This window comes from Microbacterium paraoxydans (genome assembly GCF_900105335.1).
Lineage (GTDB): Bacteria > Actinomycetota > Actinomycetes > Actinomycetales > Microbacteriaceae > Microbacterium > Microbacterium paraoxydans.
Genome location: NZ_LT629770.1, coordinates 1,098,607 through 1,122,069 on the forward strand (window position 1 = coordinate 1,098,607; position 23,463 = coordinate 1,122,069).

The 23,463-nt window shown below is 70.2% G+C and carries 24 protein-coding genes and 1 tRNA gene; 16 read left to right on the forward strand and 9 right to left on the reverse strand.

Annotation, left to right across the window (positions count from 1 at the left end; translation table 11 throughout):
• The first annotated feature begins 16 nt into the window (after positions 1–16).
• The gene (locus BLU02_RS05490) at positions 17–379 is read left to right on the forward strand and encodes a histone-like nucleoid-structuring protein Lsr2 (RefSeq protein ID WP_060921786.1); all 363 of its coding nucleotides are present in this window, start codon (positions 17–19) and stop codon (positions 377–379) included.
• A gap of 17 nt (positions 380–396) precedes the next feature.
• Here BLU02_RS05490 and BLU02_RS05495 read toward each other — a convergent pair whose 3' ends face one another.
• The gene (locus BLU02_RS05495) at positions 397–1,029 is read right to left on the reverse strand and encodes a MarR family winged helix-turn-helix transcriptional regulator (RefSeq protein WP_082750006.1); all 633 of its coding nucleotides are present in this window, start codon (positions 1,027–1,029) and stop codon (positions 397–399) included.
• Positions 1,030–1,104: 75 nt separating this feature from the next.
• On the opposite strand from BLU02_RS05495, the gene idi reads away from it, so the two are divergent.
• The 8 genes from idi to BLU02_RS05535 are packed head-to-tail and all read left to right on the forward strand — an operon-like array spanning position 1,105 to position 9,006.
• Positions 1,105–1,626, forward strand: a complete 522-nt coding sequence (idi, locus tag BLU02_RS05500) for an isopentenyl-diphosphate Delta-isomerase (protein ID WP_060921787.1) — start codon at positions 1,105–1,107, stop codon at positions 1,624–1,626.
• Between the two features lie 3 nt (positions 1,627–1,629).
• A complete protein-coding gene (locus tag BLU02_RS05505) occupies positions 1,630–2,712 on the forward strand; it encodes a polyprenyl synthetase family protein (RefSeq protein WP_060921788.1) in 1,083 nt (360 codons plus the stop codon).
• Complete coding sequence (locus tag BLU02_RS05510; RefSeq protein WP_060921789.1) at positions 2,709–3,617, forward strand: phytoene/squalene synthase family protein; 909 nt, start codon at positions 2,709–2,711, stop codon at positions 3,615–3,617. The genes BLU02_RS05505 and BLU02_RS05510 overlap by 4 nt, the downstream gene beginning before the upstream one ends.
• Positions 3,614–5,206, forward strand: coding sequence for a phytoene desaturase family protein (gene crtI / locus BLU02_RS05515; RefSeq protein ID WP_060921790.1), 1,593 nt, complete (start codon positions 3,614–3,616; stop codon positions 5,204–5,206). The genes BLU02_RS05510 and crtI overlap by 4 nt, the downstream gene beginning before the upstream one ends.
• On the forward strand, positions 5,206–5,553 hold the full coding sequence (locus BLU02_RS05520) for a lycopene cyclase domain-containing protein (protein WP_060921791.1): 348 nt from the start codon (positions 5,206–5,208) through the stop codon (positions 5,551–5,553). The genes crtI and BLU02_RS05520 overlap by 1 nt, the downstream gene beginning before the upstream one ends.
• Complete coding sequence (locus BLU02_RS05525; RefSeq protein ID WP_060921792.1) at positions 5,550–5,888, forward strand: lycopene cyclase domain-containing protein; 339 nt, start codon at positions 5,550–5,552, stop codon at positions 5,886–5,888. Before BLU02_RS05520 ends, BLU02_RS05525 begins: the two co-directional genes overlap by 4 nt.
• Positions 5,885–6,778, forward strand: a complete 894-nt coding sequence (locus BLU02_RS05530) for a prenyltransferase (RefSeq protein ID WP_060921793.1) — start codon at positions 5,885–5,887, stop codon at positions 6,776–6,778. Before BLU02_RS05525 ends, BLU02_RS05530 begins: the two co-directional genes overlap by 4 nt.
• 41 nt (positions 6,779–6,819) lie before the next feature.
• The gene (locus BLU02_RS05535) at positions 6,820–9,006 is read left to right on the forward strand and encodes an MMPL family transporter (RefSeq protein WP_060921794.1); all 2,187 of its coding nucleotides are present in this window, start codon (positions 6,820–6,822) and stop codon (positions 9,004–9,006) included.
• A gap of 18 nt (positions 9,007–9,024) precedes the next feature.
• On the opposite strand, the gene BLU02_RS05540 is transcribed toward BLU02_RS05535, so the two are convergent.
• The 4 genes from BLU02_RS05540 to BLU02_RS05555 form a co-directional block, all read right to left on the reverse strand.
• Positions 9,025–9,098, reverse strand: a tRNA-Arg gene (locus BLU02_RS05540).
• A gap of 48 nt (positions 9,099–9,146) precedes the next feature.
• Positions 9,147–9,644: an HNH endonuclease gene (locus BLU02_RS05545; RefSeq protein WP_060921795.1), complete on the reverse strand. Its 498-nt coding sequence runs from the start codon at positions 9,642–9,644 to the stop codon at positions 9,147–9,149.
• 307 nt (positions 9,645–9,951) lie between these two features.
• Entirely contained in the window at positions 9,952–10,677 is a 726-nt protein-coding gene (locus BLU02_RS05550; protein ID WP_231919647.1) for a M23 family metallopeptidase, read from the reverse strand.
• 342 nt (positions 10,678–11,019) lie between these two features.
• Entirely contained in the window at positions 11,020–11,721 is a 702-nt protein-coding gene (locus tag BLU02_RS05555; protein WP_025105536.1) for an iron-dependent transcriptional repressor DtxR, read from the reverse strand.
• Between the two features lie 101 nt (positions 11,722–11,822).
• Here BLU02_RS05555 and serC point away from each other — a divergent pair, with 101 nt between their 5' ends.
• The gene (gene serC, locus BLU02_RS05560) at positions 11,823–12,935 is read left to right on the forward strand and encodes a phosphoserine transaminase (RefSeq protein WP_060921796.1); all 1,113 of its coding nucleotides are present in this window, start codon (positions 11,823–11,825) and stop codon (positions 12,933–12,935) included.
• 9 nt (positions 12,936–12,944) lie between these two features.
• On the opposite strand, the gene BLU02_RS05565 is transcribed toward serC, so the two are convergent.
• On the reverse strand, positions 12,945–13,547 hold the full coding sequence (locus BLU02_RS05565) for a DUF3027 domain-containing protein (protein ID WP_060921797.1): 603 nt from the start codon (positions 13,545–13,547) through the stop codon (positions 12,945–12,947).
• Positions 13,531–13,911, reverse strand: coding sequence for a cold-shock protein (locus BLU02_RS05570; protein ID WP_025105533.1), 381 nt, complete (start codon positions 13,909–13,911; stop codon positions 13,531–13,533). Before BLU02_RS05570 ends, BLU02_RS05565 begins: the two co-directional genes overlap by 17 nt.
• 113 nt (positions 13,912–14,024) lie before the next feature.
• Between BLU02_RS05570 and BLU02_RS05575 the strand changes: the two genes are divergently transcribed.
• The 3 genes from BLU02_RS05575 to BLU02_RS05585 are packed head-to-tail and all read left to right on the forward strand — an operon-like array spanning position 14,025 to position 17,691.
• Positions 14,025–14,300: a hypothetical protein gene (locus tag BLU02_RS05575; protein ID WP_060921798.1), complete on the forward strand. Its 276-nt coding sequence runs from the start codon at positions 14,025–14,027 to the stop codon at positions 14,298–14,300.
• A 10-nt stretch (positions 14,301–14,310) separates the two neighbouring features.
• Positions 14,311–16,014: a helicase-associated domain-containing protein gene (locus BLU02_RS05580; RefSeq protein ID WP_060921799.1), complete on the forward strand. Its 1,704-nt coding sequence runs from the start codon at positions 14,311–14,313 to the stop codon at positions 16,012–16,014.
• 36 nt (positions 16,015–16,050) lie between these two features.
• The gene (locus BLU02_RS05585) at positions 16,051–17,691 is read left to right on the forward strand and encodes a DNA repair helicase XPB (RefSeq protein WP_083370903.1); all 1,641 of its coding nucleotides are present in this window, start codon (positions 16,051–16,053) and stop codon (positions 17,689–17,691) included.
• A 15-nt stretch (positions 17,692–17,706) separates the two neighbouring features.
• Here BLU02_RS05585 and BLU02_RS05590 read toward each other — a convergent pair whose 3' ends face one another.
• Positions 17,707–18,708 carry a CPBP family intramembrane glutamic endopeptidase gene (locus BLU02_RS05590; protein WP_060921914.1) on the reverse strand — a complete coding sequence of 334 codons (1,002 nt, stop codon included), beginning with the start codon at positions 18,706–18,708 and terminating at the stop codon, positions 17,707–17,709.
• Between the two features lie 118 nt (positions 18,709–18,826).
• Here BLU02_RS05590 and BLU02_RS05595 point away from each other — a divergent pair, with 118 nt between their 5' ends.
• The 3 genes from BLU02_RS05595 to BLU02_RS05605 all read left to right on the forward strand — a co-directional run bounded on the left by BLU02_RS05595 (position 18,827) and on the right by BLU02_RS05605 (position 21,685).
• Positions 18,827–19,519: a response regulator transcription factor gene (locus BLU02_RS05595; RefSeq protein WP_025105529.1), complete on the forward strand. Its 693-nt coding sequence runs from the start codon at positions 18,827–18,829 to the stop codon at positions 19,517–19,519.
• A gap of 61 nt (positions 19,520–19,580) precedes the next feature.
• On the forward strand, positions 19,581–21,272 hold the full coding sequence (locus BLU02_RS05600) for a sensor histidine kinase (RefSeq protein ID WP_082750024.1): 1,692 nt from the start codon (positions 19,581–19,583) through the stop codon (positions 21,270–21,272).
• Positions 21,273–21,397: 125 nt separating this feature from the next.
• On the forward strand, positions 21,398–21,685 hold the full coding sequence (locus tag BLU02_RS05605) for a WXG100 family type VII secretion target (RefSeq protein ID WP_060921915.1): 288 nt from the start codon (positions 21,398–21,400) through the stop codon (positions 21,683–21,685).
• 72 nt (positions 21,686–21,757) lie between these two features.
• Here BLU02_RS05605 and groL read toward each other — a convergent pair whose 3' ends face one another.
• Positions 21,758–23,377 carry a chaperonin GroEL gene (gene groL / locus BLU02_RS05610; RefSeq protein WP_025105526.1) on the reverse strand — a complete coding sequence of 540 codons (1,620 nt, stop codon included), beginning with the start codon at positions 23,375–23,377 and terminating at the stop codon, positions 21,758–21,760.
• Between the last annotated feature and the right edge of the window lie 86 nt (positions 23,378–23,463).

Here is a 23,463-nt window from a genome sequence, read left to right on the forward strand (position 1 = left end):
CGATAAAGTCGCCGTCATGGCGAGACGAATTGTGCACCAGCTGGTCGACGATATCGACGGCACCGTCCTGGAGGTCGGAGAAGGCGAGACCGTGCATTTCTCGCTGAACGGCACCTCCTACGAGATCGATCTGAATTCCGCGCACGCCGAGGAATTGCGTCAGGCCCTCGAGCCGTACATCACGGCCGGGCGTCGGGCGGGATCCGGTGCGTCCACCGGCGGAGGGCGCTCCTCGTCCTCCGCCTCGTCGCGGAAGCGGCCCTCACGCAACCCCGAGGTCGCGGCTATCCGCGCCTGGGCGAAGGAGAACGGGTACACGCTCTCGGAGCGGGGACGAGTTCCGGCCCCCATCCTCGACGCGTACCGCGCCGCTCATTGATCCGGTCCCGCCCCACCTCACGGTCGGGCGGGATCTTCGTGTACGCCCTGCGTGGCCCACGGCTCGTCACGCAGGGTGATCTCCTCCGTCATGTCCTGGAGGAACCGGATCACCACATCGCGCTCCGCCGCCGACAACCGCGCGGCCGCGTAGAAGCGCTTGGCCTGCTGCCGCCCGACCGTCTCCATCGCGGCGTGCCTGGTCTCCGGAGTGATCGTGATCGCGAGGGCTCGTCGGTCGGTGGGATGCGGCGAGCGCCGGATGTGCCCGCCCTTCTCGAGCCGGTCGAGCAGCTTCGTCGTCGCCGCGGTCGAGACCCCGAGGTGATGGGCGATCCCGCTGGGGGTCGCCACCAGCGACCGATTCGCGCACACGATCAGATAGTGCAGCGCCCGCATGTCGGTCTCGTTCAGCTGCATGTACCGGCGCGACGCCTGCGACAGCCGCTGCTCGGCGTCGCGCAATCCGCCGAGCGCCTCCATGACGCGAGCGATCTGCCGCAGATCCTCCGGCGCGACGCCGGAGCGGTCGATGATCGTGCTGCGCGGATCGCTGGCCTCGACGTCGTAGATCGCGCCATGGGTCAGGTCGTCCGGCCCCGCGGTCGCCGGCGCCTCGGCGACCGGGGTGGTGCGGGGCTCGGAGTGCATGCGATCATGTTACACACCAACAGCTTCATGCTAAGTTGATATTTCGCCAGGTTAGCTAAAAGACGAGAGGGCGCCATGGACAACGTCACACTCCTCGCCGAAGACGGGACTGCCGTCGGCATCCTGCCGAAGAGCGAAGTCCACACGACCGACACGCCCCTCCACCTCGCCTTCTCCTGCTACGTGCAGGATCGAGAGGGACGCCTGCTCGTCACCCGTCGCGCCCTCGGCAAGCGCACGTGGCCAGGTGTCTGGACCAACAGCTTCTGCGGTCACCCGCAGCCCGGCGAGGACATGATCGAGGCGGTGCGCCGACGCGGCTCCGAGGAACTGGGGGTCCAGGTCAGCGACGTCCGGCTCGCGCTCCCCGACTACCGCTACCGCGCCGTGGACGCGAGCGGCATCGTGGAGAACGAGATCTGCCCGGTGCACGTCGCCGTGATCGACGGGCAGCCCGCCGCGAATCCCGACGAGGTGGCGGAATGGGAATGGGTCGATGTGGACGACCTGCTCGCCGCGGTCATCCGCACCCCCTTCGCCTTCAGCCCCTGGCTCGCGGAGCAGCTCCCGCTCCTCCGACGACACGGAGAGGTCTGAGCCATGGCCGTCACCGTGACAGAGGAAGACCTCGGCACCCGCATCGAGGCGGTGCTGCGACGACGCTTCGCCGAGCGCACGGTCGCCGCCGAGCACTACGGGGCGGAGTTCGCCGCGCTGTGGCACACGGCGGCAGAGCACGCCCTCGGCGGGAAGCTCCTGCGTCCGCGCATGCTCATGGACCTGCTGTCCGCACTCACCGCGGCTCCCCTCACGGCGAAGGACACCGCGCGGGCGATCGACGTGGCCGCTCATGTCGAGCTCCTGCACTTCGCGTTCCTCCTGCACGACGACGTGATCGACGGCGACCTCACGCGCCGCCGCCGCCCCAACCTCATCGGCTCCCTCGTCTCCCGTCGCCCCGACGCCGGTGGCGAGGCGGCCCTGCACTGGGGCCGGTCGAGCGCCATCCTCCTCGGAGACCTCCTCCTGTCCAGTGCCGTGCTCGGGTTCGCCCGCGCCGACATCCCCGCCGCGCGACGGGAGCGGCTCCTCGCCCTCCTCGAGACGACGGTGTTCGAGACCGTCGCTGGCGAGCACTCGGACGTGGCCCTCAGCGACGGCATCATCGCGGCCGACCTCCGCACCATCCTCTCCACGAGCGCGTCGAAGACGGCCGCCTATTCGTTCGTCCTCCCCCTCCGCGCGGCGGCCATCCTGTCGGGGGCGTCGACGGCAGCCGAGGAGCAGCTGACCGAGATCGGCGGCCACCTCGGGCTCGCCTACCAGCTCCAGGACGACCTGCTGTCCGTGTTCGGAGACCCGGACGCGCACGGCAAGGACCCCTACTCCGACCTCCGCGAGGGCAAGGAGACCGCGATCATCGCCTACGCGCGGATGACCAGCCACTGGCCCGGCATCGAACTGCGATTCGGGGCCACCGACCTCAGCATCGACGACGCGGCGGAGATGCGCGACCGCCTCCGCGAGTGCGGTGCGGAGGGCTTCGTCCGCGGACTCGTGGAGGAGCAGCTGACCGCCGTCTCGACAGTCCTCGCGGAAGCGGAGGAGGCGGGCACGCTCTCCGCCGACGCGGGGCGCGTCGTCCTCGCGCTCGCCGACCGGATCGAGGGCCGCAGCCGATGACCGCGACCCCCGCCGAGCATCGCGACGACGCGGCGCTGCGCCGCTTCAGCCGCACCGCCGAGATCGCGACCTCCGACGTGATCCGCACCTATTCGACATCATTCGGCCTGGCCACTCGCCTCCTCGGTCGACGCCACCGTCAGCACGTCCGCAACATCTACGCCATGGTGCGCATCGCCGACGAGATCGTCGACGGTGTCGCCGCGGAGGCCGGGCTCGACGCGGGCGCCCAGGCGACCGCCCTGGACTCGTACATCGCGGAGACGCATCGGGCGATGCGGACCGGCTACAGCAGCGACCTCATCCTGCACGCGTTCGCGCGGACGGCGCGCGCGTGCGGGATCGGCGAGGAGCTCACGCGGCCGTTCTTCGACTCGATGCGCGCCGACATCGCCGGTGACTCCGGCTTCACGGCCTACGACGCCGACGCGCACGCCGCCTACGTCTACGGGTCGGCGGAGGTCGTGGGCCTCATGTGCCTGCGGGTCTTCCTCCGCGACGCCACGCGGACGCCGGCCGAGCTCGACATCCTCGAGCGCGGGGCTCGGCGGCTGGGAGCCGCGTTCCAGAACGTGAACTTCCTCCGCGATCTGGCCGACGACACCGACCGCCTGCAGCGCGGCTACCTCGGCGGCTCAGCTCGTCTCACCGATGCCGACCGCGACGCCTGGGTCGACACGGTCCACCGTCAGCTCGCCGACGCGAGAGCAGCGATCCCGCTGCTCCCGAAGGACGCGCGTGCCGCGGTACGCAGCGCCCTCGCCCTCTTCGCCGCCCTGACCCGGAAGGTCGCGCGGACGCCGGCCGCGGAGCTGTACCGCCGGCGGGTCCGCGTGCCGGATCCGATCAAGGCGCTGCTCGCCGCGCGTGCCGTCGTCGTCACGAGCCTGGAGCGGGACCGATGAGCCGCGTCGTCATCATCGGCGCGGGGGTGGCCGGCCTGGCCACGGCCGGGCTGCTCGCACGCGACGGCCACGACGTCGTGGTGCTGGAGAAGAACGACCGCGTCGGCGGACGGGCGGGCACCATCGAGCGCGATGGCTTCCGATTCGACTCCGGCCCCTCGTGGTACCTCATGCCCGAGGTGTTCGACCACTACTTCGCGATGATGGGCACGAGCACCGAGGAGCAGCTCGATCTGACCCTGCTCGACCCGGGGTACCGCGTCTTCCGCTCCCCCGAGTCCGGCGACGCTCCGGTCACGGTGCCCGCCGGACGGGACGCCGTCTCGGCGCTGTTCGAGTCGATGGAACCCGGCTCCGCTGCCGCGCTCGGCACCTACCTCGCCTCCGCCCACGATGCCGGGGCGATGGCGAGGAGGTACTTCCTCTACAACCCGTTCACCAGGACCAGGACGCTGGCCGCGCCCGAGGTGGTGCGCGCGCTCCCTCGGCTCTTCTCGCTGCTCGGCACGCGCCTCCAGGCCTTCGCCGCCCGCCGCTTCCGGAACCCGGTGCTGCGCCAGATCCTGGGCTACCCCGCGGTCTTCCTCGGCACCGATCCCCGGACGGCCCCGGCGATGTACCACCTGATGAGCGCGCTCGACCTCGACCAGGGCGTGCTGTATCCGCAGGGCGGCTTCTGGCGCGTCGTCGAACGGTTGGCGGCGCTGGCCCAAGATGCCGGCGCCCGGATCGTCACCGGCGCGGAGGTCACCGGGATCCGCACCCAGGATGCCGACGGCGCGACCCATGCGACCGGGGTCGGCTGGACGGACCGCGACGGCCACCACCATGTGGAGGACGCGGACATCGTCGTCTCCGGCGCCGATCTGCACCACACGGAGACGGCGCTGCTGCCCCCGACGCTGCAGTCCTACCCGGAGTCCTGGTGGGCGCGGCGCACGAGCGGGCCCGGCGGCGTGCTCGTGATGCTCGGCGTCCGCGGCGCCCTGCCCGAGCTCCCCCATCACTCGCTCTTCTTCACCGACGACTGGGATGCGAACTTCGACGCGATCTTCGGTCGCACCCCTGCCGTCCCCAGCCCGGCGTCCACCTACGTCTGCCGCCCCAGCGCCACCGATGCCGAGGTCGCGCCGGACGGATACGAGAACCTCTTCGTGCTGGTGCCGGTGCCGGCCGACGTCGATCTCGGGCACGGGGGAAGCGACGGCGCCGGCTCCGCGGCTGTCGAGAAGGCCGCGGACGCCGCGATCGACATGATCGAGACGTGGGCGGGGATCCCCGACCTTCGGGAGCGGATCGTCGTCCGGGAGACCGTGGGGCCTGCCGACTTCCGCGACGACTACCACTCCTGGCGGGGCGGGATGCTCGGGCCCGCGCACATCCTCTCGCAGAGTGCCATGTTCCGCGCGCAGAACGCCTCCCGCCGCGTGCAGGGGCTGTACTACGCCGGAGCGACCACTGCCCCCGGTGTGGGCGTGCCGATGTGCCTCATCAGCGCCGAGATCGTGCTCAAGCGCATCCGGGGCGACCACTCCCCCGGTCCGCTGCCGGAGCCCGCCCCACGGCCGACGAGCGCGGAGCGGGCATGATGGGCGCGATCTATCTGGCCGCCCTGCTCGTCTCCCTCGGCTGCATGCTCCTGCTGGACTGGCGGTTCCGCCTGTTCTTCTGGCGCGACGCCGTGGCGGCGGCCGTCGTCACCGCCGTCGGCCTCGCCTTCTTCCTCGTCTGGGATGTGGCCGGTATCGCGGCGGGGATCTTCTTCCGCGGCGAGGCGGCGATCGCCACGGGCATCGTCCTGGCTCCCGAACTCCCTCTCGAAGAGCCGATCTTCCTCGTCTTCCTCGTCGTGTGCACGATGGTGCTCTACGGCGGCGCGGTGCGCCTCCTGGAGCGCCGCCATGGCACTTCCCAGGCGCAAGGAGCGGCGCGATGACCTACCTGCAGCTGTCCGCCGTGTTCCTCGCCGTCGCCGCCCTCGCCGCGGTCGCCCTCGGCGTCGCCGCACGCCGTACCCCGCACCTCGGCGCGCTCGCGCTGACAGCCCTCGCCCTCCTCGTGCTGACCGCCGTGTTCGACACCGTCATGATCGCCACCGGCCTCTTCCACTACGCGCCCGGCCCGCTCGCCGGCCTGCACATCGGGCTCGCCCCGATCGAGGACTTCGCCTACCCGCTGGCCGGGGTGCTGCTGCTCCCCGCGCTGTGGACCGCCCTCCGCGGGCGCCGCTCCCGGACGCGCGCCGCCGCCCGGATGGAGGAGCAGGCATGACCGATCAGACGTCCCGCACCGGGGACCTCGGCCGCGACATCGCCCAGATCGTGCTCTCCTCCCGACCGATCAGCTGGATCAACACCGCCTTCCCCTTCGCCGCCGCCTACCTGCTGAGCACCAGGGAGATCGACGCGACGTTCGTGATCGGCACGCTGTACTTCCTCGTCCCGTACAACCTCGCCATGTACGGCATCAACGACGTCTTCGACTACGCCTCCGATCTGGCCAACCCCCGCAAGGGCGGGATCGAGGGCGCCCTGCTGTCCCCGCGGATCCACCGCGCGACGCTGTGGGCGGCGGCGGTCACGAACGTGCCGTTCCTCGTGTACCTGTTCGCGGTCGGTACCCCGGCATCCTGGCTGTGGCTCGCCGTCAGCGTCTTCGCCGTCCTCGCCTACTCGGCACCGGCGCTGCGCTTCAAAGAGCGTCCCTTCCTGGACTCCGTGACCTCGAGCACCCACTTCGTCAGCCCCGCCCTCGTCGGCCTCTCCCTCGCCGGAGCCCCCGTCACGACGACCGCCGTCCTCGTCCTCGTCGCCTTCTTCCTCTGGGGCATGGCGGCCCACGCCTTCGGCGCCGTGCAGGACATCGGACCCGATCGCGAGGGCGGCATCTCGTCCATCGCGACCGTGATCGGAGCCAGGGCCACCGTCCGGCTGTCCCTCGTGCTCTGGACGATCGCCGGCGCCGCGATGCTGCTGACCCCCTGGCCCGGACCGCTCGCCGCCGTGCTGGCGCTGCCCTACATCGTCAACGCCGCGCCGTGGTGGAACGTCACCGACGAGACCTCGGCCGGCACGAACCGCGCCTGGCGCCGGTTCATCGCGCTCAACTACATCGCCGGCTTCCTCGCCACGATGATCCTCATCCTCGCCTGGGTCTCCTGACCCGTCGCACCCTCCCCGACCGCCCGCCTGAAAGGACCCCGATGTCCCGCCCCGCCCCCGCACCGACGCCGCCGACCCGCGAGCGCACCCGCCGCCATTCCTGGCTGCGGGTGTTCCTGCCCGTCGCCCTCATCCTGGTGTGGCTCGCGGGTGCGTCCTTCGGCGGTCCGCTGTTCGGGAAGGTCGACGAGGTGTCGTCGAACGACCAGACCACCTACCTCCCGGAGTCCGCGGACGCCACGACCGTGCAGCAGCTCCTCGGCGAGTTCACCGACAGCGACGCCATCCCGGCGATCGCGGTGTTCACCTCGGAGGAGGAGCTGACGCCGTCCGAGCTCGAAGCGATCTCCGACGCGGTGGCCGACGCGCCGGACGTGGAGGGCGTCGCGGACGACGTCTCCCCGGCGCTGCCGTCCGAGGACGGCCGCGCCGTGCAGGCCTTCATCCCGATCGACGGCGACGCCGAGCTCAGCGATGCCACCACCGCTCTCGGCGATGAGCTGCGCGCCGCGGTGCCGGACGGCATCACGGTCTACATCACCGGTCCTGCGGGCTTCACGGCCGACCTCGCCGCGGGGTTCGCCGGCATCGACGGCTTCCTCCTCGGCGTCGCCCTGCTCGCCGTGCTCGTGATCCTCGTGCTCGTCTACCGCTCGTTCCTGCTGCCGCTCGTCGTGCTCTCCACGAGCCTGTTCGCCCTGTGCGTCGCGCTCCTCGTCGTCTGGTGGCTGGCCAAGTGGGAGATCCTGCTGCTCAGCGGGCAGACCCAGGGCATCCTCTTCATCCTCGTGATCGGCGCCGCCACCGACTACGCGCTGCTCTTCGTCGCGCGGTTCCGGGAGGAGCTGCGGGTCTCGCAGGACAAGGGCGTCGCGCTCCTCGCCGCGTGGAAGGGGTCCGTCGAGCCGATCGTCGCCTCCGGGGGCACCGTGATCGCGGGACTCCTGTGCCTGCTGCTCAGCGATCTGAAGTCGAACAGCACCCTCGGCCCGGTCGCGGCGATCGGCATCGTGTTCGCGATGCTGTCCGCGCTCACGCTCCTGCCCTCGCTGCTGCTGCTGTTCGGGCGCGCGGTCTTCTGGCCGCGGCGTCCCCGCTTCGAACCCGCGGTCGTTGCCGAGGAGCACGGCATGCGCACCACCGGCCTCTGGGCACGACTGTCCGGCCTCATCAAGAAGCGCCCGCGCGTGATCTGGATCGCGACCACGCTCGTCCTCCTCGCGGGCGCGGCCGGGGTCACCCAGCTGGACGCTCAGGGGGTGCCGCAGTCCGACCTCGTGCTCGGGGCCTCCGAGGCGCGCGACGGCCAGGTCGCGCTCGGCGAGCACTTCCCCGGCGGCTCGGGGAGCCCGGTCTCCGTGATCGTCGACGAGGACAACCTGCAGGATGCCGCCGACGTGCTCCTCGCGAACGACGGGATCGACGGGGTGACCGTCACCGCGGCCGACTCGCCGAGCGGATCCGCGCCGGTGACGGCAGACGGGATCACAGCCGTCGGCCCTCCCGGGACCCCGGCTCCCGAGCCCACGACGGTCGACGGTCAGGTGCTCCTGCAGGCGACGCTGACGGACGCCGCTGACTCTGCGGCCGCGGCCTCCACCGTGCGCGAGCTGCGGGGAGAGCTCGATGACCTCGGCGCCGTGGTGGGCGGGGTGACGGCCACCTCGATCGATACGAACGACGCGTCCATCCACGACCGCAACCTCATCATCCCGGTGATCCTCGTCGTGATCATGATCATCCTCATGCTGCTGCTGCGCTCGATCCTCGCGCCGGTGCTGCTGATCCTCACGACGGTGCTGTCCTTCGGTACGGCCATGGGGGTCTCGGCACTCGTGTTCAACGGCATCTTCGACTTCCCCGGCGCCGATCCCGCCGTCCCGCTCTACGGCTTCGTGTTCCTCGTCGCCCTGGGCATCGACTACAACATCTTCCTCATGACGCGGGTGCGGGAGGAGTCGAAGCAGCACGGGACGAGGGAGGGCATCCTGCGCGGGCTCTCGATCACCGGAGGCGTCATCACCTCCGCGGGCCTGGTGCTGGCGGCGACCTTCGCGGCGCTGTCGGTGATCCCGATCCTCTTCCTCGTGCAGCTCGCGTTCATCGTCGCGTTCGGAGTGCTGCTGGACACCTTCGTGGTGCGCTCGCTGCTCGTGCCGGCGCTCGCGTACGACATCGGCAAGGCCATCTGGTGGCCGTCGAAGCTCTGGCGGCGCGGACGCCCCTGACGCGTGCGGAAGCGGGAGTGCCCTCGACAGGATTCGAACCTGCGACCTGCCCTTTAGGAGAGGGCTGCTCTATCCTGCTGAGCTACGAGGGCGCGCAACCCAGTCTACGGGACCAGGGTTGCGCGCCCTCGCGCCGTCCGTCACGCGGCGAGGGCGAGGTAGGGTTCCCACCGAGGATCGCTGCGCTCCACCCCGCGTACCGTCCATGCCGTTCCGTGCGGCGGTCGCGGCGTGAACCGCAGCTGCCACCGCATCTCCTGCGGGGTGCGGTTGCTCTTGAGGTTGTTGCAGCGCAGGCAGCACGCGACGAGGTTCTCCCAGGAGTCCGCGCCGCCACGCGACCGTGGCAGGACGTGGTCGATGGTCGCAGCGGCCTTGCCGCAGTATCCGCAGCGATGCCCGTCACGCCGCAGCACGCCACGTCGCGTGACCGGCACGCGACGGCTGAGGGGGACGCGCACGTAGCGGGAGAGGATGATCACCGCCGGGCGATCGTAGACGCCGTGGGTACCCCAGACAGGGTCGTCCTCGACTCTCTCGATGACCGTCGCCTTGTCGTTCATCACCAGGACGAGGGCTCTCTTGAAGGACACGATCGCCAGCGGCTCGTATCCGGCGTTCAGGACCAGTGTGCGCATTCGTCATCCTCTCGATCCGCCGGGACGGCTTCCCGGCACTCTCGACTCACACGACGTCGTGCAGGAGGAAGAGTGTTCGCAGGGACGAAAAAAGGCGCCGTCTACAGACGGCGCCTCTCGCGCGCGGCAGCACCGCGGCATCCCTGCGGGCAATGCCGAAGGACGTGACGACCGAGAGCGTCCATGGTTCGGATGCTCGGTGTTCGCTCCATCAGCCTCTCCCGTCTGTATGACGACGGGTTCAGGCTAACCCATCCCGCGAGGACCGAGGCGAAACGGGAGATGAATGCTCGAGAACGTGTCCCGCTCAGCCGGCGTTGACGGAGAGCCAGGACATCGGCTCGACCAGACCGCCGTTGATCCAGACCTCGAAGTGGAGGTGGTTCGCGGTCGACCGGCCCGTGCTGCCGACGTAGCCGATCAGCTGCCCGGCGGCGACGGTCTGGCCGGCCTGCACCTGGCGCGACCCGTAGAGCATGTGGCCGTACGTGGTCTGGACCTGCTGTCCGCCCACGACGCTGTCCAGCATGACGGCGACGCCGTAGCCGCCGATGCTCTCGGCCGAGGCGCGCACGACGCCTGCGGCGGCGGCATAGATCGGCGTACCGGCCGGCGCGAGCATGTCGGCGCCGTTGTGGCCGCCGCCGACGGTACGGCTGACGTTCCACGAGCCGAGCGGCAAGGGGTAGCGGACCTGGCCGGAGCCGGGGGCGACGAGCGCGTAGCCGGACGTGTTGAAGGTGCCTGAGGACGGCGCGGACGCTGAGGCGGACGCGGTGGCAGCAGCGGCACGGGCCGCGGCGGCGGCCGCTTCTTCTGCCTTCTTCTTCTCGATCTCCTCCGGCGTGGTCGCGCTGAAGGCGCCACGGACGAGCGGAGCCGCCGTGGCCTCCGATGCGACGACGAGCGACTGAGCGTCGACCGCGGCGAGCTGCTGCACGGTCTGCGCCGTGGCGTCCGTCGGCTTCGAGGCCGCGTAGGCGGGGAGCGCGACGGCGGCGACGAGAGCACCGACGGCACCGAAGATCGCCACCGACCGGAGAGGGGCTGCGATCTTCCGAGCACTGACCCTGGCACCGGTGCGCCGGGCGGGTACTCGATCTTCAGATGTCTTCGCGGTCGGTTCGATGTCTGCGGCCAAAACGTGGTCCTCCTGAGCCTTCGCACCTCGGGTGGCGCTGGCTCGTCGGCCTCTGCCCGAGGGCAGAGATGCACTGCTCGGGTTCGAGCGCATCCCTCTCGGGAAGACGACGAGCCGGAAGGCGGATCTTCGCGGTTCGCCCCCAGCGGGCTTCTTCGCTGAGGACCTGACCGAGGTTACCGGAAGATAACGATCATGTCACCCTGGGAAACTGACAATCCTCGGTGAGGGTTTTCAGGCCGGTTCGCCGACGAGGAAGATGTGCGAGGCCAGCTCCACCGGAAGCTCCAGGCCCTCCTCCTTGCCGTCCATCTGGATGAGCACGTAGCCCTCGTTGAAGCGGAAGTCTCCGCGCGCACCCGGGACGACGCCCGCGTCACGCAGCTGCTCCAGCAGTTCGGGGTCGACCTGGGCCGGCTCGGCGAGACGGCGGACGGTCCCCTCGACCGGCTCGCCCGCGGCATTCAGCCGCTGCACGAGGCCGATGACACCCTCGTCGAAGGTGCGGGCGGGAAGGTCGCCGAGCTGGTCGAGGCCCGGGATCGGGTTGCCGTACGGCGACTCGGTGGGGTGACCGAGCAGCTCGACGAGACGGCGCTCGACCTGCTCGCTCATGACGTGCTCCCAGCGACAGGCCTCCTCGTGGACGAACGCCCAGTCCAGCCCGATCACGTCGGACAGCAGGCGCTCGGCGAGGCGATGCTTGCGCATGACGTCGACGGCCTTGCGACGTCCGGCGTCGGTGAGCTCGAGCGTGCGGTCTTCGGACACCACGACGAGGCCGTCCCGTTCCATGCGTCCGACGGTCTGCGAGACGGTGGGACCGGAGTGGCCGAGGCGCTCCGAGATGCGCGCCCGCAGCGGCACGATGTTCTCCTCCTCGAGCTCGAGGATGGTGCGGAGATACATCTCCGTGGTGTCGATCAGATCCGTCATGTGGCCCTCCGAAAGTTCTTAGGCAAGCCTACATTCCTCCGGCGACATCGGACGGGGCGGGGGCGGGAGGGACGGCGGCGCGATCCCCCTAGAATCTAGCCATGGCGATCGAGATTCCCCGTGACCTCCTGCCCACCGACGGCCGCTTCGGCTGCGGACCCTCGAAGGTGCGCGGCGCGCAGCTCGAGGCGCTCGTCACGACGGGAGCCTCGATCCTGGGCACATCGCATCGCCAAGCGCCCGTGAAGAACCTCGTCGGCAGCGTCCGCGAGCAGCTGGCCGCTCTCTTCCGCCTCCCGGAGGGATACGAGATCATCCTCGGCAACGGCGGCTCGACGGCGTTCTGGGACGCCGCGGCCTTCGGTCTCATCGAGCGTCGCAGCCAGAACCTCGTGTTCGGCGAGTTCGGAGGCAAGTTCGCCAAGGCCGCCGCCGCTCCCTGGCTGGAGGCTCCCGACGTCCGCTCCGCCGAGCCCGGGTCGCGCAGCGCCGCCGAGCTCGTCGAGGGTGTGGACGTGTACGCCTGGCCGCACAACGAGACCTCCACCGGCGTGGCCGCGCCGATCGAGCGCGTCCACGCGGAAGGAGCGCTCACCGTGATCGACGCGACGAGCGCCGCGGGCGGCATCGACCTCGACATGGCGCAGGCCGACGTCTACTACTTCGCCCCGCAGAAGAACCTCGGCTCCGACGGCGGACTCTGGTTCGCCGCGGTCTCCCCCGCCGCGATCGACCGCATCGAGCGGATCGCCGCCTCGGGGCGGTACATCCCGGAGTTCCTGAGCCTGAAGCATGCGGTGGACAACTCGCGGCTCAACCAGACGCTCAACACACCCGCTCTGACGACGCTGCTGCTCCTGGACGACCAGCTGCGGTGGATCCTCGACAACGGCGGGCTCTCGTGGGCTGCGGCACGGACGGCGGAGTCGTCGTCGGTGCTCTACGACTGGGCGGAGGCGTCCGCCGTGGCGACGCCCTTCGTCAGCGACCCGGCGCACCGCTCGCCCGTGGTGGCGACCATCGACTTCGACGAGAGCGTCGACGCCGCGGCGATCGCGAAAACGCTGCGCGCCAACGGCATCGTCGACACCGAGCCGTACCGCAAGCTCGGCCGCAACCAGCTGCGGGTAGCGACCTTCGTCTCGATCGAGCCGGACGACGTGCGTCAGCTCATCCGGGCCATCGACTTCGTGCAGGAGAACATGGGCGGCTGACCGCCCGGCTCACTCCTCTTCGTCGCCGGCGTCCGCATCGCGGGCGTCGGCGTCGTCGTCTTCGGAGTCCTCTGCCTCGTCGTCCTCGTCGACGTCGTCGCCGGACGCGTCCTCCTCATCGGAGTCGTCGAGCTCGTCGATGTCCACGCCGTCGAGATCGCCGGCGTGGAGGATGTCCGAGCCATCCTCATCGAGCTCGTCATCGTCGATGCCGTCGTCGAGGTCGCCGTCCTCGTCGTCCCCGTCAGCGTCCTCGTCCTCACCGCCGGCTGCCGCGGCCTCGGCCAGCTCGGCCTGGTGCGCACGGTACTCGGCGAGGCGCTCCGCCCACGGGACCCATTCCGGGGCCAGGAGCGCTCCGTCGCCGGGGAGCAGCTCGACCTCGAGGACGGTCGGCTCCTCGTCGTCGACCCGAGCGACCGTCACGGTCCAGTACCAGCCCGGGTAGCCGGGGAGACGGTTCTCGAACCGCAGCGAGACGGATCCGTCGTCCTCCGGCGTGAAACCCGCAGCCGGCCCGATCGTGGCGGCGGGAGTGATCTCACGCAGTGCGGAGAGCGCGAGGTCATGCGCCTCGATGAGACGCGCGTCGGCGTCAGGCTTCGAGGTCATCGGCGACCTTGCGCAGGACGGCCGCGATCTTGCGACCATGGCTGGAGGAAGGGTAGCGGCCGCGGCGCAGATCGCCGCCGATGCCATCGAGGAGCTTCACGAGGTCCTCGATGATGATCGCCATGTCGTCGGCGGGCTTGCGCTTCGCCTTCGCCAGGCTGGGCGGCGCTTCGAGCACGCGCACCGACAGTGCCTGGAGGCCGCGCTTGCCGTCGGCCACGCCGAACTCCACGCGTGCACCGGCCTTCACGGCGGTGCCTGCCGGCATCGCGGAGGCGTGCAGGAAGACGTCCTGGCCGTCATCGCTGGCGATGAAGCCGAAACCCTTGTCTTCGTCGTAGAACCTGACCTTGCCGGTGGGCATGGGAGAACCTCGCTGGATCGAATGCTGACGGAGCGCGCTCGTGCGCGTGCCCCCAGCCTACCGGTCACGCGCGGAACGGAACCGCTCCCGCGCGTGCGAGTAGGCTGGGGCCGATGAGTACGCAGAGTCCCGGACCGGAGGTCCCCATCCGTCGGATCGACCGCATCCTGGCGTTCACCGCGCTCGGCATCGCGGCCGCCTCGGTGATCTGCTTCTTCGTCATCATCATCGGCACGGCGCTCGGCATGGACCGGGCCGCGTTCGGCGAAGGCCTCTGGCCGGTGATCGCGGCGATCCCGTACTGGGGCCTGCCTCTCGCCTTCATCATGATCATCGTGCTGCTGGTGATGAGCTTCGTGCGGAAGGGCCGCGCCGAGTCGCGTCGTTGAGGCCGCATCGATGAGCACGCACGCACGCCCGTTGGCCGACGACCTGGCTGCGGCGAGCGATGACGAGCTGACGGCGCTGCTGTCCGCGCGCGGCGTGCGTCCCGACGCCACCTGGCAGGATCTCTTCGACGCCGCGGAGGCCCTGTTGGAGCCCTCGTCGATCGGCCGCGTGCTCCCGACCCTCACCGTCGCGGAGGCCGCCGCGCTCGTCGATGCTGCGAAGGGAGGCGACGCCGGCGCCGGGCGTGAGCGCCTGACGGCACTCGCCCTGCTCCGCCCCGACGGCACGCCGCATCCGCCGGTCGCCGACGCCGTCGCCGGAAGACCACGACCTGCTCCGCTCGATGAGACGCCCGCACCGGCCGCGGAGGAATCCGCGGCCGCGCACGCCGCCGAGCGGGCGTTCACCACTGTCGGCGTGCTCGCCGATATCCTCCTGCTCGCCAGAGAGCAGCCGTTCGCGCTTCTCATGGGCGGGGCGGTGAGCGCAGGTCAGAAGCGCCAGCTCGCCGAGGCGGGTCTCGCCGTCGAGAGCGTGGACCCGCTGGTTGCTCTCGCCGTGCGAGCCGGCCTGGCCACCCCGGTCGAGCGACTGCTGCGCACCACACCCGCAGCAGAGGAATGGCTTCGCTCCCCCGCTCCCGCCCGCTGGGGCCTCCTGGCCACGACCTTCCGCGACACCCTCCCTCCTGGGATCCGCACCGCGACGGGCGGCTGGCTGCCACCCGGCCAATGGCCTCTGGCCCACCCGTGGGACCCGGCCTGGCCGGAAGAGGCAGCGCGGCAGCTCGAGGCCGCTCGTCTGCTCGGCCTCATCGCCGAGGACGGCTCCGAGCCCCCGTGGTCTGCGCCGTTGCGAAGCGGTGCAGCTGCGGACCCTTCGCCCTTGTCGATACTCCTGCCCGCGGAGGTCGATCGGATCTTCCTGCAGAACGACCTCACGGCGATCGCCCCCGGTCCGCTGCAACCCGCACTGGACGTGCGCCTACGCACCATGGCCCGTCGGGAGTCCGCCTCCCAGGCCTCGTCGTACCGGTTCACGGCGGAGTCCGTCGCGCACGCCTTCGCCGCGGGAGAGGACGAGGCGTCGATCCTGGAGTTCCTCGGGGGGATCTCGCTCACGGGCATCCCGCAGCCCCTGGGCTACCTTGTCGCGCAGACCGCGCAGCGTCACGGGCTCGTACGGGTCTCGGTGGACGACGAGACCGGACGCACACGGGTGGAGAGCGCTGATGCGCACCTCCTCGAGGCCATGGCGGTCGACCAGTCGCTGCGCCCTCTCGGGCTCGCCGTGCACGGGGGATCGCTGACGACCAAAGTCGGGCAGGACACCGTCTACTGGGCGCTGACCGACGCCCGGTATCCGGCGACGCTCGTCGATCGCGACGGGACCGTCGCGGTGCGCACACGCCATCCGGCCGCCGTGCCGGATCCCCCCTCCGACCCCGACTACGGACCGCTGATCGCCCGATTGCGCGAACGCCAGGGTCCTGACGCGGACGCCGCGTGGCTGGACAGGGAACTGGAGGCGGCCGTGCGCGCGAAGGCCGTGCTGCGGGTGACGGTCGGCATGCCGGACGGTTCCACCAGGGACCTCCTCCTCGAAGCCACCGGGATCGGCGGTGGGCGACTGCGGGGGAGGGACAGGGCAGCTGACGTCGAGCGCACCCTGCCCGTGTCGAGCATCCGTGCCGCCACCGTCGTCCCGACCTAGGCCCCGGGCAGCCAGGGGCCGGTAGACTGGTCAGCTATGTCTGATGGCCCCCTGATCGTCCAGAGCGACCGCACCGTGCTCCTCGAGGTCGCCCACGCCGACGCCGAGAGCGCCCGCCACGAGCTCGCGATCTTCGCCGAGCTGGAGCGCGCGCCCGAGCACATCCACACGTACCGGATCACGCGGCTCGGTCTGTGGAACGCCCGCGCGGCCGGGCACACCGCTGAGGACATGCTGGAGACGCTCGACCGCTGGTCGCGCTTCCCCGTGCCGCCCTCGGTCGCGGTCGACCTGCGCGAGACGGTCAACCGGTACGGGCGCCTGGTCATCGAGCGCGACGACGAGGGCGTGCTCATCCTGCGTTCGACCGATCCCGCCGTGCTGGCCCAGGTCGCGAACAACAAGCGCATCCAGCCGCTGCTCATCGGGCACCCCACGCCGGAGACCTTCGTCGTCGACGCGTGGGCCCGCGGACAGATCAAGCAGGAGCTGCTGAAGATCGGCTGGCCGGCCGAAGACCTGGCCGGCTACACCCCCGGCACGCCCCACGAGATCGAGCTGGCCGAGGACGGCTGGACCATCCGCCCGTACCAGCAGGACGCCGTCGACGCCTTCTCGAAGGACGGCTCGGGTGTGGTCGTGCTCCCCTGTGGCGCAGGCAAGACGATCGTGGGCGCCGGGGCCATGGCGGCGACCAAGACGACGACGCTCATCCTCGTGACGAACACGGTGTCCGCACGGCAGTGGCGGGACGAGCTGCTCAAGCGCACCAGCCTCACACCCGAGGAGATCGGCGAGTACTCCGGGCAGGCCAAGGAGGTCAAGCCCGTCACGATCGCGACGTACCAGATCCTCACGGCGAAGCGGAAGGGCGAGTACGCGCACCTCGCACTCCTCGACGCCCTGGACTGGGGCCTCATCGTGTACGACGAGGTGCACCTGCTGCCCGCCCCGGTGTTCAAGCTCACCGCCGACCTGCAGGCGCGGCGCCGGATCGGCCTCACCGCGACCCTGGTCCGCGAGGACGGCCGCGAGGGTGACGTGTTCAGTCTCATCGGCCCCAAGCGCTTCGACGCCCCCTGGAAGCAGATCGAGGCGCAGGGGTTCATCTCCCCCGCTGCCTGCTTCGAGGTGCGGGTCGACCTCCCCCCGGCGGACCGCCTGGAGTACGCGGCGGCGACAGACGATGAGCGCTACCGGCTCGCGGCCTCCGCCCCGGCGAAGATCGATGCGGTGCGCGAGTTGATCGCGGCCCACCAGGGCGAGCAGATCCTCGTCATCGGCCAGTATCTCGACCAGCTCGACGCGCTCTCGCAGGCGCTCGACGCCCCGCAGATCACCGGGTCCACCCCGGTCGAGGAGCGCGAGGAGCTGTACCGGGCGTTCCGCGAGGGCGACATCTCGCTGCTCGTGGTCTCGAAGGTCGCGAACTTCTCCATCGACCTCCCCGAGGCATCGGTGGCCATCCAGGTGTCCGGCTCGTTCGGCTCGCGGCAGGAGGAGGCCCAGCGACTCGGGCGGCTGCTCCGCCCCAAGCAGTCCGGCCACACCGCGAGCTTCTACACGCTCGTGGCCCGCGACACGATCGACCAGGACTACGCGCAGAACCGGCAGCGGTTCCTCGCGGAGCAGGGGTACAGCTACACGATCATGGACGCCGAGGCGATCGCCGCCTGAACAGGGTCGCGGCGCTCAGCCGTGCATCCTCGGCGGCAGGAGGTGCGTCCCGCGGGCGACGGCTGACGCGGTCCGGGTGATCCCTCTCCGGCGCGCCCAGCGGTCTGCGACGACGGCGAAGACGAGCATCGCCGCGGCCGAGCCCAGGAGATCCACCGGCGTCCCCGAAGTGGCGTTCGCGTCGACCACGGCGACGGAGCCGAGCAGGAAGATCATCAGGTTGTTCACGATGTGCAGCGCGATCGCCGCCTCCAGCCCGCCCGTCCGCCACGTGAGCCAGGCGGCGACGACGGCGAAGAGGCCGACGCTCGCCGCACCCCAGATGTCGTAGCCGTGCCCCAGCACGAACAGCGGCACCGGCAGCAGGATCGCGAAGGCGGGGTGCCGGAGCCAGGTCCCGACGAGCTGCATGAGATAGCCGCGGAAGACGTACTCCTCCGCGGCGGCCTGGAACGGGATCAGCACGAGCAGCAGCACCACCATGAGCAGGAGCCCCGGGTGCGAGAAGTCCGGCGTCACCGCATCGCCGAGCGCCGCCGACCAGCCGAGCACCACGGCGAAGTAGACGACGAACACCGCGAACGCCAGCCCGAGGGTCCGACCGAGCCAGTCCATCCGCAGCCGCCCGGCGACCGAGGACAGCAGGCCGACGCCTCGTCCCTGGACGACCCGCGAGGCCAGCAGCAGCGCCGGGATCATGAGGATGAGCGGCAGCACGAGCGCCACCAGGAGCCATGGACGATCGAGCTGGAAGTAGGCGGTGGTGCGGAAGAGCATCTGCAGCTCCGCTCCCCATTCCGGGACGAGGGCCGCCACGATCACGAGCGGCACGATCACCAGGACGAGGATCGCGAGGTAGAACGCGATGCCCAGGAGTCCGGTGAGCAGCGGCTTCCACCAGCGGGGGCGCGGACGGAGGAGCGCCAGACGGTGGTACTCGACCCCGCGAGCGGACACCTCCGACGAGGGGGCGGACGGGGAGACGGGGGCGACGGTGGCGTCCTCGATCGAACTCATGCCTCGATCCTCCCCCGGACGGCTGTGCGGCACATCCACCGGCCGACGGATGGACCGCATCCACGCCGTTCCGCAGGATAATCAGCCCGCGCATGGCCGAAGTCACCATAATGGGGTCATGACTGCTGCGCGCATCCTGGTCGTCGACGACGAGCCCAACATCCGCGACCTGCTTTCCACGGGTCTCAGCTTCGCCGGGTTCCAGGTGAAGACGGTGGCCAACGGCGCCGCCACGATCTCCGCCGTCCTCGAGGAGGAGCCGGACCTCATCATCCTCGACGTCATGCTCCCCGACATGAACGGGTTCAGCGTGACCAAGCGCCTCCGCGGCGCCGGATTCACCGCCCCCATCCTCTTCCTCACGGCCAAGGACGGCACGGAGGACAAGATCGAGGGCCTGAACGCCGGCGGCGACGACTACGTCACCAAGCCGTTCAGCCTGGACGAGATCGTCGCCAGGGCCCAGGCCATCCTCCGCCGCACGATGCAGGCCGACGAGGAGTCGATCATCCGCGCCGGCGAGCTCTCCATGGACCAGGACACGCACGACGTGCACGTCGGCAAGGAGCCGATCGACCTGAGCCCGACCGAGTTCAAGCTCCTCCGCTACCTCATGCTGAACCCGAACCGGGTGCTGTCGAAGGCGCAGATCCTCGACCACGTCTGGGAGTACGACTTCAACGGCGACGCCGGCATCGTCGAGAGCTACATCTCGTACCTGCGTCGCAAGATCGATCCGCACACGGAGGAGTCGCTGATCCAGACGAAGCGCGGCTTCGGGTACATGCTCAAGGTGGGCAAGACGGTCTGAGACCGTCGAGCCCGCACCCGCCGTCCCCGGACGGCATCGCCGCCGCACGAGGGAGGACCGCATGGCGCACAAGCCGGATGCGGTCACCGCGTGGTGGCGGCGGATCAGCCTCCGCGCCAAGGTCACCGGCGTCACGGTCGCCGTGCTCGCCCTCGGTCTCCTCGTCGCGGGGATCGGCACGGTGCCGCTGCTGCGCAACGCCCTCGTGGAGAACATCAATGCACAGCTCCCTGCACTGGTGACCAGCGACCTCGTCGACCGCTATTTCGACACGACGACGATCGACGGCGTCACCACCTATACGCCGAGAGACGAGAAGCCCCGTGACTTCTCCTTCGCGATCTACGATGCGGAGGGCGCCCTCCGCGCGACCGCACCCAGTGCCTCCGGCCGGGCTCCGGTCTTCCCCGCGGAGTACTCCCTGTCCGACGCCCAGGCGAACGAGGACCAGGTGCTCGCCCTCGAGGACACGGACGGCCGGGTCTACCACGCCGCCGCGGCCGTCGTGCAGCAGGAGGGTGACCCGCTGAGCATCCAGATGGTGGCGCTCCCCCTCGCCGAAGCCGACCGCATCATCAGCCAGTACTTCGGGATCTACATCACCATCGCCCTCATCACGATCCTTGTCGCGGCGCTGCTCACCCGCGGCCTGGTGACGCTGACGTTCCGGCGGCTCGGGCAGGTCGAGCAGACCGCCATGTCGATCGCCGCCGGCGACTTCCGACAGCGGCTCACGGATCTGGAGCCGACCACCGAGGTCGGGCGCCTGAACGCGGCCATCAACACGATGCTCGACCGGGTGGATCGCTCCCTGGCTCAGCGCGATCGCACCGTGCAGCACATGCGACGCTTCATCGGCGACGCCAGCCACGAGCTGCGCACTCCGCTCGTCAGCGTCCGTGGGTACGCCGAGCTGTACCGCATGGGCGCGATCAAGGGCGAGGAGGACACCGCCCGGGCGATGGAGCGCATCGAGAAGGAGGCGATCCGCATGGGCGTCCTCGTGGAGGACCTGCTGGCGCTCGCTCGTCTGGATGAGGAGCGCGAGCCGCAGATCGTTCCTCTCGACCTCCGTCCCATCGCCCGCGACGCCGCCTTGGACGTGCGCGCCGCCGCCCCCGGCCGGGTGATCTCCGTAATCGACCGCACGGTCGAGAACGTGCCCACGGCCCCCATCCGCACGCCTGTGGTGCCCATCACCCCGGAGCCCGCCCCCAAGACGCGCCCCCGGGCCACCCTCTCGCGGCTGCGCCGTCGTCCGCGGACGCCGGCGCAGCCTCCGGCCATCGATTTCACCGAGGTGGCGGACATCCCGGTCCGGACGCCGCCGATCGTGCTCGGCGAGGAGAACAAGGTCCGACAGGTCGTCACGAACCTCCTGGGCAACGCCCGCCGCTTCTCCCCCGAGGACAGCCCGATCGAGATCGTCGTGGACTCCGACCGCACGGCGGGCACCGCGAGCATCTCGATCGTCGACCATGGCGAGGGCGTGCCACCGCAGATCCGCGAGCAGATCTTCGAGCGGTTCTGGCGCGCCGACACGTCGCGGGCGCGCGAGACCGGCGGGTCCGGTCTGGGGCTCGCCATCGTCGCTTCGATCCTCAAGGCGCTCAATGGTGACATCGCGGTGTCGGAGAGCCCGGGAGGCGGCGCCACCTTCACCGTCACGCTCCCGCTCGCCCCCGCGCGCTCGACCCCGGAGCATCTCCTCGAGGACACGCAGCCGCTGGAGCGGCTCGACGACCTCCCGTAGGCACTCGCTCCTGCACCATCCACGGGCGAGGCGGGCTTCTCCCGGCTTCCGGAGCGGATGCGGGCTCGCCTCTTCGACGACGCTGCAGCCCCCGTAGCGTCGGAGCTTCTTCGAAGGGAGTTCCCATGACCGTCTTCACCGTCGACACCGACGCGGTCCACGCGGCGGAAGCCGCGACCCGCGCCACCATCGAGCGCCTGCGCACCGAATCCGCCACCCTCATGTCTCAGCTCAGGCAGCTGCAGACCGCATGGGTCGGCACCGCCGCGACGGCGTTCCAAGGCTGCGCCGAAGAGTGGCAGGGCGCTCAGCAGCACGTCGAGCTCGTCCTGGACGGGATCGGGACGTCGCTCGGCGCCGTGGCCACCCAGTACGCCGAAGCGGATCAGTACTCGGCGAGCCTCTTCCGCTGAGGGACGCAGAAAGCCCCCGGCCGGAGCCGGGGGCTTTCTGTGTGAGACGGGGTCTCTGAACCTCTCAGAGGATCAGAAGTCCATGCCGCCCGTGGGGTCACCCGCGGGAGCAGCAGCCTTCTCGGGCTTGTCGGCGACGACGGCCTCGGTCGTGAGGAACAGGCCGGCGATCGACGCGGCGTTCTGCAGCGCGGAACGCGTGACCTTCGCCGGGTCGATGATGCCCTGTGCGAACATGTCGCCGTACTCGCCGCTGGCGGCGTTCAGGCCCTGGCCCGCGGGGAGCTCGGAGACCTTGTTGGCGACGACACCCGGCTCGAGACCGGCGTTCAGCGCGATCTGCTTCAGCGGAGCCTCGATCGCGACGCGCACGATGTTCGCACCGGTCGCCTCGTCGCCCTCGAGCGAGAGCGCGTCGAGCGCCTTCGTGCCGGACTGGATGAGCGCGACGCCACCACCGGGGACGATGCCCTCCTCGACGGCGGCCTTCGCGTTGCGGACGGCGTCCTCGATGCGGTGCTTGCGCTCCTTGAGCTCGACCTCGGTCGCAGCGCCCGCCTTGATGACGGCCACGCCACCGGCGAGCTTCGCCAGACGCTCCTGCAGCTTCTCGCGGTCGTAGTCGCTGTCGGTGTTCTCGATCTCGCGACGGATCTGCGTGACGCGACCCTCGATCTGGTCGGCCTCGCCGGCACCCTCGACGATCGTGGTCTCGTCCTTGGTGACGATGACCTTGCGCGCACGACCCAGCAGGTCGAGCGTGGCGTTCTCGAGCTTCAGGCCCACCTCTTCGGTGATGACCTGGCCACCCGTGAGGATCGCGATGTCCTGCAGCTGCGCCTTGCGACGGTCGCCGAAGCCGGGAGCCTTGACGGCGACCGACTTGAAGATGCCCTTGAGCTTGTTCAGCACGAGGGTAGCGAGGGCCTCACCCTCGACGTCCTCGGCGATGATGACGAGTTCCTTGCCGTCCTGGATCACCTTGTCGACGATCGGCAGGAGGTCCTTGATGTTGGAGACCTTCTGGTTCGCGATGAGGATGTACGGGTCTTCGAAGACGGCTTCCTGGCGCTCCGGGTCCGTGACGAAGTACGGGTTCAGGTAGCCCTTGTCGAAGCGCATGCCCTCGGTGAGCTCGAGCTCGGTGCCGAAGGTCTGCGACTCCTCGACGGTGACGACACCCTCCTTGCCCACCTTGTCGATGGCCTCGGCGATGAGCTCGCCGATCGCGGGGTCGGCGGCGGAGATGGAGGCGGTCGCGGCGATCTGCTCCTTGGAGTCGATCTCCTTCGCCGTGCTCAGCAGCTCCTCGGTGATGGCGGCGACGGCCTTCTCGATGCCGCGCTTGAGGGAGATGGGGTCGGCACCGGCCGCGACGTTGCGCAGGCCTTCGCGGACCAGGGCCTGGGCGAGGACCGTGGCGGTCGTCGTGCCGTCACCGGCGACGTCGTCGGTCTTCTTGGCGACCTCCTTGACGAGCTCCGCGCCGATCTTCTCGTACGGGTCGTCCAGCTCGATCTCCTTGGCGATGGAGACACCGTCGTTCGTGATCGTGGGGGCGCCCCACTTCTTCTCGAGCACGACGTTGCGACCACGCGGGCCGAGGGTCACCTTGACCGCGTCGGCGAGGATGTTGAGGCCACGCTCGAGGCCGCGGCGGGCCTCCTCATCGAAGGCGATGATCTTTGCCATGAGTTTTGTCGTCCCTCCTGGACGTAGACGGTGGGTTTAGCACTCAGAGTGAGAGAGTGCTAACGCCATTCTGGCACTCGACACCA